The sequence below is a fragment of the Colwellia sp. genome (assembly GCF_013215345.1).
Lineage (GTDB): Bacteria > Pseudomonadota > Gammaproteobacteria > Enterobacterales > Alteromonadaceae > Colwellia.
The window spans coordinates 1-8034 of the sequence record NZ_JABSOV010000149.1 but is presented as its reverse complement, the minus strand read 5'-3'; the positions used below and the strand labels follow the sequence as shown (position 1 = coordinate 8034).

At 38.6% G+C, this 8034-nt stretch carries 9 protein-coding genes; 4 read left to right on the top strand and 5 right to left on the bottom strand.

The window, feature by feature from the left end:
* A partial coding sequence (locus HRT50_RS16485; RefSeq protein WP_291616481.1) for a hypothetical protein occupies nucleotides 1-208 on the bottom strand: 208 nt, incomplete at its 3' end.
* A gap of 70 nt (nucleotides 209-278) precedes the next feature.
* Nucleotides 279-833 (bottom strand): AAA family ATPase, encoded by a 555-nt coding sequence (locus HRT50_RS16480; RefSeq protein ID WP_291616479.1) that lies wholly within the window; start codon nucleotides 831-833, stop codon nucleotides 279-281.
* 314 nt (nucleotides 834-1147) lie between these two features.
* On the opposite strand from HRT50_RS16480, the gene HRT50_RS16475 reads away from it, so the two are divergent.
* The 3 genes from HRT50_RS16475 to HRT50_RS16465 all read left to right on the top strand — a co-directional run bounded on the left by HRT50_RS16475 (nucleotide 1148) and on the right by HRT50_RS16465 (nucleotide 2630).
* Nucleotides 1148-1714, top strand: coding sequence for a septation protein A (locus tag HRT50_RS16475; protein WP_291616477.1), 567 nt, complete (start codon nucleotides 1148-1150; stop codon nucleotides 1712-1714).
* A gap of 67 nt (nucleotides 1715-1781) precedes the next feature.
* Nucleotides 1782-2084: a YciI family protein gene (locus HRT50_RS16470; RefSeq protein ID WP_291616475.1), complete on the top strand. Its 303-nt coding sequence runs from the start codon at nucleotides 1782-1784 to the stop codon at nucleotides 2082-2084.
* A 114-nt stretch (nucleotides 2085-2198) separates the two neighbouring features.
* Nucleotides 2199-2630, top strand: a complete 432-nt coding sequence (locus HRT50_RS16465) for a lysozyme inhibitor LprI family protein (protein ID WP_291616473.1) — start codon at nucleotides 2199-2201, stop codon at nucleotides 2628-2630.
* Between the two features lie 89 nt (nucleotides 2631-2719).
* Here HRT50_RS16465 and HRT50_RS16460 read toward each other — a convergent pair whose 3' ends face one another.
* The 3 genes from HRT50_RS16460 to HRT50_RS16450 all read right to left on the bottom strand — a co-directional run bounded on the left by HRT50_RS16460 (nucleotide 2720) and on the right by HRT50_RS16450 (nucleotide 7184).
* A complete protein-coding gene (locus HRT50_RS16460; protein WP_291616472.1) occupies nucleotides 2720-3784 on the bottom strand; it encodes an AI-2E family transporter in 1065 nt (354 codons plus the stop codon).
* 186 nt (nucleotides 3785-3970) lie between these two features.
* A complete protein-coding gene (locus HRT50_RS16455; protein ID WP_291616483.1) occupies nucleotides 3971-6481 on the bottom strand; it encodes an FtsX-like permease family protein in 2511 nt (836 codons plus the stop codon).
* Nucleotides 6471-7184, bottom strand: a complete 714-nt coding sequence (locus HRT50_RS16450) for an ABC transporter ATP-binding protein (RefSeq protein WP_291616469.1) — start codon at nucleotides 7182-7184, stop codon at nucleotides 6471-6473. The genes HRT50_RS16455 and HRT50_RS16450 overlap by 11 nt, the downstream gene beginning before the upstream one ends.
* On the opposite strand from HRT50_RS16450, the gene HRT50_RS16445 reads away from it, so the two are divergent.
* Complete coding sequence (locus HRT50_RS16445) at nucleotides 7183-7803, top strand: arylesterase (RefSeq protein ID WP_291616468.1); 621 nt, start codon at nucleotides 7183-7185, stop codon at nucleotides 7801-7803. The genes HRT50_RS16450 and HRT50_RS16445 overlap by 2 nt on opposite strands.
* The last annotated feature ends 231 nt before the right edge of the window (nucleotides 7804-8034 follow it).

Here is an 8034-nt window from a genome sequence, read left to right as displayed (position 1 = left end):
TTGGCGGAGCTTTGCCTATGTAGTGATTTTCGCCGCCCAAGCCTTTTTGCATAAAATCAACTTGCTGGTCTTCAATATGCTGCTGTGAAATATTCAGAAAATACTGCTTTAACCATGGGTGTTGATAAACTTTATCGTAAAAGACTTTGTTAATAGTTATTAGGCTAACGCGTCCACCTATTCGGTTAAAATTTTCACTTCTTGTCATTGCACCATGCGCCTTTATAGCAGCTAAAATAATAAATAGTTAACTAAGCTTTAACTAAATTGTAGCTAAACTATAGGGTAAAAAAGCTAACATGGATTAAAACATAGGTAGTTTCTTTGCCATCGCTCTCGCTAAATATTTGTTGTGCAAGCTCAGCGCAGGGGTATTCAAAGCGTAAAGCGACAAAACGTCGCCGAGTACTGGCTTTCATGCCTTTTAGTAGGTTTTGATAACCTGGGTTATAAGAAACCACCAACATAAAGCCAGGCACCGCTTCAAGTATTTCACCGGTACGCTCTAAGGGCAGTATACGGCGGTCATCCGCTAAAGGGTGTAATACCACTGTGGTATCTTTACGTGCCTCAACCACTTCATCTAAATAACAAATACCTCCTTCTCTCACCGCTCGGGTAAGTGGTCCATCTTGCCAATAAGTACCGTTGGGACCAATTAAATGCCGTGCCACTAGATCTGCGGCAGTTAAATCATCATGACAAGCGACCGTATATAAAGGCTTATTAAGTTTTTGTGCCATATGTGCAACAAAACGTGTTTTACCACACCCTGTTGGCCCTTTTATTAATACGGGCAGCTGATGTTCAAAGGCATAATTAAACAATGACACTTCATTGTTTTGTTCTTGGTAAAATAACTTGTCAGTTGTCAGTTGTCAGTTGTCAGTTGTCATGGAAAATACTATCTAGGGTAATTAAACTTAACGCTAAACTACTCTGCTCCCTTTAAAAGTACAATTAGACAACGCCGGTTCATTGATAAGGATCAATGACTAAGGCGAAATAAAGGTTTTATTGTTTAATGATATGTAAATATAAGCTTGGCTATTAAACTCGCATTCGTTAAAATTGGCTTATTGCTAACAGGCGATTGTTAATATCGCTCTATTTGCTCCCTTAATATCACTTTTAACAATGGTTTTATATGCAACTATTTCTTGAATACTTCCCACTGATTATTTTTTTCATTGTAAATTCAATCGCCGGGATTTACTGGGCTACGGGTAGCTTAATTGTCGCCGCTTGTTTGCAAATTATTTACTATAAAGTTAAGAAAGAAAAAATCCCCGCTAAACAATGGATAATCTTTGGTTTGGTAGTGGTTTTTGGTGGTCTTACTATTTATTTACAAAATGATGCCTTTCTCAAATGGAAAGTAACCATTATTAATACTTTTTTCGCCGCGGCATTATTAGTGAGTGATATTATTTTCAAAAAGAATATCATTAAACAGTTTTTAGGTGAGTCTTTATCACTACCAAAAAACATTTGGACAAGATTAAACGTTGCTTGGGCAATGTTCTTCCTATTTTGTGCTGGATTAAATTATTACGTAGCGTTTAATTTCGACCTTGATACTTGGGTAAACTTTAAGGTATTTGGCTTAACCGGCTTAATGTTTGTTTTCTCTATTACTTCTATTTTATTACTGTATAAGTATTTACCTGTTGAAGAAGATGAAAACGATAAAGTTACCGATGATAAAAAGTAGTCACTCTAATCAAGCTATTGCCCTAATAACAAATTAACTCAAGCAATTATTTAAAGGAATACCCGCCATGTTTTATCTTATATACAGTGAAGATGTTGAAAACTCACTCAGCTTACGCCTATCGGTACGCGATAAACATATTGAGCGTTTAAAAGATTTACAAGCACAGGGGAAATTATTATTAGCGGGTCCATGCCCAGCTATTGATAGTGAAGACCCAGGTGAAGCCGGCTTTACCGGTTCATTAATCGTTGCTGAATTTGATAGTTTAACTGCTGCACAAACATGGGCTGATCAAGACCCTTATATCAGCGCTGGTGTTTATAAAAAGGTCACCGTTAAACCTTATAAAAAAGTATTACCCACATAATTATTTGATAAAAAAAAAGATTATCAACTAAACTTAGCGCTAAAGATTACTAGCTAGTTTACCTGCTATTTAGCGCACTTTGTACTTGTCACTATTAGAGTTTGTAACCGAAAAATGATCTATAAGAAAACACTACTAACCTTATCACTTTTATATCCTTTATTGATGATGAGCCCTGCTAACGCGGCAAAAGATATTGCCTCATGTCAAAAACAAACCGCTGAGGAAATATCCTCTGCGGCTATGTCCCGGTGTTTAGATAGCGTTATTTCATATGTGGATAGGGAATTACAAACTTGGGTTAACTTACATACTTTTAATTTAGAAGAAAAAGCCTTAGTTAATGGCCGATATTCTGCCTTAAGGATGTTTAAGCGTTCACAAAGTAATTTTATTACTTATAGAGAAAATGATTGTCGCTGGCAATATCTAGCAATATCGCCACAAAGAGGCGCTGATGTAGCCTATAAAACTTGTTATGTGCTATTAAGCCAAAGTCGGATAACTGCGCTTAGTAAAATTAAAACCACTAACACTGCGTCATAAGCCTTACTTTACCGAACTTCTTTATGCTTATTGAGTATGTTAATTAATTCAAATTAACATACTCAAACTTACACTCACTAAGTTTAACCCTAGCTAAGTAGAGCTTGTTCGGTTTTATCATCCAACTCATCTTCATCACTTAGCATCACAGCTAACCAACGACCCTCAGGTGAGCTTTCCAAGCCTATCTTTAATATCATGGTCAGTGGCACACTTAATAACATACCAACAGTGCCCAATAACCAGCCCCAAAATATCAGTGATAAAAACACCACTAACGTTGATAAACCTAAACCTTTACCTAGATATCTAGGTTCAATAATATTGCCCATCACCATATTAATGAAAACAAAGCCCAAGCCTATTGCACCAGCGTCACCAATACCTAATTGTAGAATAGCTAAAGTCATCGGTGGTACTGAGGCGATAATAGAGCCAATATTAGGAATATAATTAAGTAAGAAGGCCAATACACCCCAGAGTAAAAAGAAGTCTAAACCAAAGGCCCATAACATCAGCGAAACAATACAACCGGTGGCAATGCTAACCAAGGTTTTAATGGCAATATAATGGTTTACTGAAGATATAAATCGCTCAATTTGTTGCAAACGCATTTGTGGATCATCTAAAGCTAAATGCAGCTTATGCGGAAAAGATGATGATTCAAACAAAATAAACACCACAGTTAAAACAATCAAAAATAGATTTGCCATCACCGAGCCAAAACTTGATAGCATTTCAGCCGCTAAGCCCATGGCTGCAGCGGGATCAAAGTACTCGGTTACGATAGAGGTAGAAAGTTGAATATCGTGTTTGGCAAAAAAGTCCGTTAACCAAACAAATTGTTGTTTGAGTTGCACTCGATATTGAGGAATATACTGTGAAAGTTCATTTAACGAACTGCCCACTAAGCCCGTTAAAAAAACAGCCATAGTGACAATAACGGCGATAACAAAAATTATGGATATTGCTTTCGGTATTTTGAATTCACTGGCTTTTTTGATTAAGGGGTTACAGATGATAGCGATAAAGACTGACAGTAAAAACGGTACTAATATATTCGCTGCAGTTTTAATACCGGCAAAAATGATAAAAATAGCGGCTACCGTGACAAAGGCTTTTACGATAGAGCTATGATTTGAACTTGAAACCATGAAAATTAATCCTTATATTTTTATGATTTCAATATACCTTAAATACTTTAGTTACACTAGCTTAGCTATGTTTAAGCTCAAGTAATCAACTGGTTATTCTCCAGAGCCTGTATGGTTAAATTATAACCGCTATAGCCTATATGTAAGTATAACGACCCTAGCGATAAGCAGGGTCGTTATCTGTATTTAACCAAGCTTCCTTAACAAGCCTTGGGTGTTTTGTCGCATGGTATTAGCCACCATAAAATAACCAATGCTTGAAACAAATAATGCACCACTTACCGGCCCTAACAACCATATATAAGGATGAAGGCGCCCTGAGATATCAAAGAGTTGCTGTTGAATAACCAGTAAAGCTACGTCACTCACTATTGCGGCAACTAAGCCAGCAATGCCTCCCAACAGCATAAACTCATAAAGTGTTGCCAACTTAATCAACCGACCTTTAGCCCCTAAAGTTCGTAAAATTACAACTTCTTGCATGCGCTCAGCCAAGCTCGCTTGAACCTGAGAAATAAGTACTAAAGCACCACTGACGAGGACAATAGATAAAACAAAACCAATCGCTAAGGATACTTGCGCAATAATTGATTGCGCCTGTTCAATTTGTGCCTTGATATCTATCATACTTATTGTTGGGTATCGTTGTAATAACTGGCTGATACCTTTGGTATCGCGGTCATGTAATTTCGCAGCACTAAAGTAGGTTACCGGTACTTTTCCGGCCATATTAGGACTTAAAATCATAACAAAATTGGGTTTGAGGCTACCCCAATCTACTTTCCTGAAACTTGTGACTTTAGCGTCTATTGGTTGTTCATTGACCAAAAGTGTAATGGTATCGCCAATTTTTAAGCCAAGAGTTTCTTGCCAACCATCAAAAACGGATACTTCAATATCATCACCAGTACCTCCATCAGTAAACCATTCTCCTTCTGTTATTTCATTACCTTCAGGCAAAGACGTTAACCAAGTTAAATTAGGCTCTCTACTGACACCTTCTCTGGCGCTTTCATCTTTTTCTTCACCTTCTTGTTTAGACACTCGACGAGCGAATTCTTCGCCATTTACTGCATCAACACGGCCACTAAATACGGGATAAAAAGCTTCATGGGCAATGTTGTGTTTGTTAAAGAATTGCTTAATCGGCTCAACTTCTTCTTTAGCGATATTAATGATGAACATATTAGGCGCATCTGCAGGTACTTGCATTTGCCAGTCTGAAATGATGTCATTTTTTAATACCACCAAAAATAGCATTAACTTAATCGCTAAGGCGAAACTGATCAGTTGGATGGCATTAGCATTGGCTCTTTTTTGTAAGGTGGCTATTGCTAACGACCAACTAGAGCCTGGCCTAAGTCCTAGTTTACGACCTGCAGCAAATAATAATCGTGATAAAGCAAATAAAACCGCAATCACAACTAAAGTAGAAGCAAATAAAATTAAAGTAGTAACAATCTCACCACTAAATAGCCACATTAAGACAAAAATAGTTAGCATTGAAAGGCCAATATGAATGCGGCTTATTGCTAAGGTATCACCTAAGTTGCGGCGCAGTACTCGAAGCGGCGGAATATCAAATAAATCTAACAGCGGTTTAAGTGAAAACATCAATGCGCAAACTAGACCAATAAAAGCAGACAACAACCAAGGGCGTACACCCGCTTGCGGCAACTCAGTACCCATAAAGGTAGCTAAATAATCTGCGCCTATGGTTTGCAAGATAAAGCCTACGGCTAAACCAGCAACAATAGAAAAAGTTGTCACTAAACTTAGGTGTAAAAGAAAAATATTGCGGATTACTTTACGACTACCACCCAGTGTTTTCATCATGGCAACGGGGTCGTACTGTCGCTCACAATAGCGCTTAGCTGACACAGCCATAGCAACCGCTGCTAGCATTATGCCAAATAAACCGGCCAATAATAGAAAGCGTTCGGCACGGTCTAAGTTATTGCCCAGTGGTGATTGTCTATCTTTAAGACCTTGCCAGTTTTGGTTACTTTTAAGCTGAGGTTTGAGCCAAGCATAATAATCACTTAACTCTTGCTCATTACCAGCAAAAAGTAGACGGTGAAATACTCGACTACCGGGTTGAACGGCTTGAGTGGTCTCAATATCGGCATAATTTAACAGCACACGCTTATTACCCGATAACGAGAAAAATGGTGCATCAGGCTCTTTTACTAACACTTTAGTGACGTTAAAATTACCGGCACCCAACTCAACCGTATCACCAACGTTTACTTTAAGAGTATAAAACAAGCCTTCACTAAGCCAAACTGAGCCGGCCTTAGGGCCAGTTTCGACTTCATAAGCTTTGCTGGCAAGATTGTCCTTGATGGTTATTTTTCCGCGCAGAGGATAAGCAGCAGTGGTTGCTTTTACTGAGCCTAGCACTAATTCATCATTGGCAAAGAGCATGGAATCAAAATAAAGCATTTGTGCCGTAGCCAGACCAAATTGACTTGCTTGCTTGAGCAACTGAGGCTCAAAAGCATGATTACTTGATAAGCGGCGATCGCTGGCAATAAAGTCACTACTTTTGTGCGCGATATTTAGACTGATTCGCTCGGTAATTGCAGATAAACTAAATACGGTAAGCACAGCCAGAGCTATAGCAGCAAAGATAATCGTCAATTCACCACGTCTAAATTCTCGAGAGAATAGCTTAAAGGCCAGTTTAACCCACATTGGCAGCTGCCCCTTCACTGATTTTTTCAAGTTGCCCACCTTCAATATGTATAATGCGCTGGCATTTTTTTGCTAATTGTTCATCATGTGTAACGAGTACCAATGTAGTGCCGTTTTGCTTATTTAAGTCAAAGAGTAGTGTTTCAATCAAGTGACCATTTTTACTGTCAAGATTCGCTGAAGGCTCATCGGCAAAAAGTATCTTAGGTGAGCCAATAAAGGCTCTAGCAATAGCGACTCTTTGTTGCTCTCCGCCAGATAATTGTGAAGGATAATGTGCAAGTCGATGTGAAAGCCCTACTTTGTCCAACAATTCAACCGCTTGTGCTTTGGCATCATGGTCACCGGCCAGCTCTGCTGGTAACATGACATTTTCAAGAGCGGTTAAACTTTGCACCAACATAAATGACTGAAAGACAAAACCAATTTTTTCTGCCCGTAACTGAGCACGAGCTTCTTCATCGAGTGTACTTAACGCATCACCGTCGAGATGAACCTCACCTTGACTTGCCACATCTAATCCAGCCAATAAACTCAGCAAGGTAGATTTACCCGAGCCCGAAGCACCGACAATCGCGACTGACTCCCCTGACTTGACAGAAAAGTTTATATCGCTAAGGATAGTGAGGCTTCCTTCAAGTGTGTTAACACGCTGAGTAAGCCCTGACACTTGAATAACATTTAACTGAGAAAGTACTGACATGACACGCTGTTTCCTAAAATCTATTATTATCTTAATTTTGACAAACTTATCATTTACAAGCCATGCAAATGACAAAATTTTACTTATTGGTGACAGCTTAAGCGCTGGCTATGGCCTTGAGCAAGCACAAGCATGGGTTCATTTGTTACAAAATAAATATATAGAAAAAAACCAGCCCATCACGGTAATTAATACCGCTATAAGTGGCCAAACTACCGATAACGCCTTATTGAAAATTGATGCTTGGCTTAAAGCACACCAACCGAGTCATGTGTTGATTGAACTAGGTGGTAATGATGGTATTAGAGGCTTTCCAGTGAAATTGTTGCAGAAACATTTAAGCCAGCTGGTCACCATAAGTCAACAACATGGTGCTAAGGTAGCCTTAATGGAAATTCATATTCCGCCTAACTTAGGTCCAAGATATCGTCAAATGTTTACCGACAGTTATAGTAAAGTTGCCAAACAAACAGGCGCTTACCTTATGCCCTACTTTATGAGTGACATAGCTGTTGATACTTCTTTAATGCTAAATGATAACTTACACCCTAATGCCAAAGCGCAGCCAATAATCCGTGATTTTATGTACAGTGAAATTAATAAATGGTTAGCCGACTAATTTAACCCATAAGCTAAAGAACAAGCTAAAGAACAAGCTAAAGAACAAGCTAAAAAAATACCAACCACTAATACACGAGGCTATGGCAAGTAAAGACCAAAATGGTCGGCTAAAATGGCCTCCCTTGACTTTAACGGGCTTACTCTCAATCCTAATAGCCAACTTATGTGGACTCCCTCTTGTCAACAACAAAAAATTGATACAAAGAAATTAATGCATACTTATGTACGA

What these genes read in the sequence shown, in the direction of transcription:
- HRT50_RS16465 (WP_291616473.1), top strand. Translation starts at nt 2,199, where the DNA reads ATGATCTATAAGAAAACACTACTAACCTTATCACTTTTATATCCTTTA.
- HRT50_RS16460 (WP_291616472.1), bottom strand. Translation starts at nt 3,784, where the DNA reads ATGGTTTCAAGTTCAAATCATAGCTCTATCGTAAAAGCCTTTGTCACG.
- HRT50_RS16445 (WP_291616468.1), top strand. Translation starts at nt 7,183, where the DNA reads ATGACACGCTGTTTCCTAAAATCTATTATTATCTTAATTTTGACAAAC.
- HRT50_RS16455 (WP_291616483.1), bottom strand. Translation starts at nt 6,481, where the DNA reads ATGTGGGTTAAACTGGCCTTTAAGCTATTCTCTCGAGAATTTAGACGT.
- HRT50_RS16450 (WP_291616469.1), bottom strand. Translation starts at nt 7,184, where the DNA reads ATGTCAGTACTTTCTCAGTTAAATGTTATTCAAGTGTCAGGGCTTACT.
- HRT50_RS16470 (WP_291616475.1), top strand. Translation starts at nt 1,782, where the DNA reads ATGTTTTATCTTATATACAGTGAAGATGTTGAAAACTCACTCAGCTTA.
- HRT50_RS16475 (WP_291616477.1), top strand. Translation starts at nt 1,148, where the DNA reads ATGCAACTATTTCTTGAATACTTCCCACTGATTATTTTTTTCATTGTA.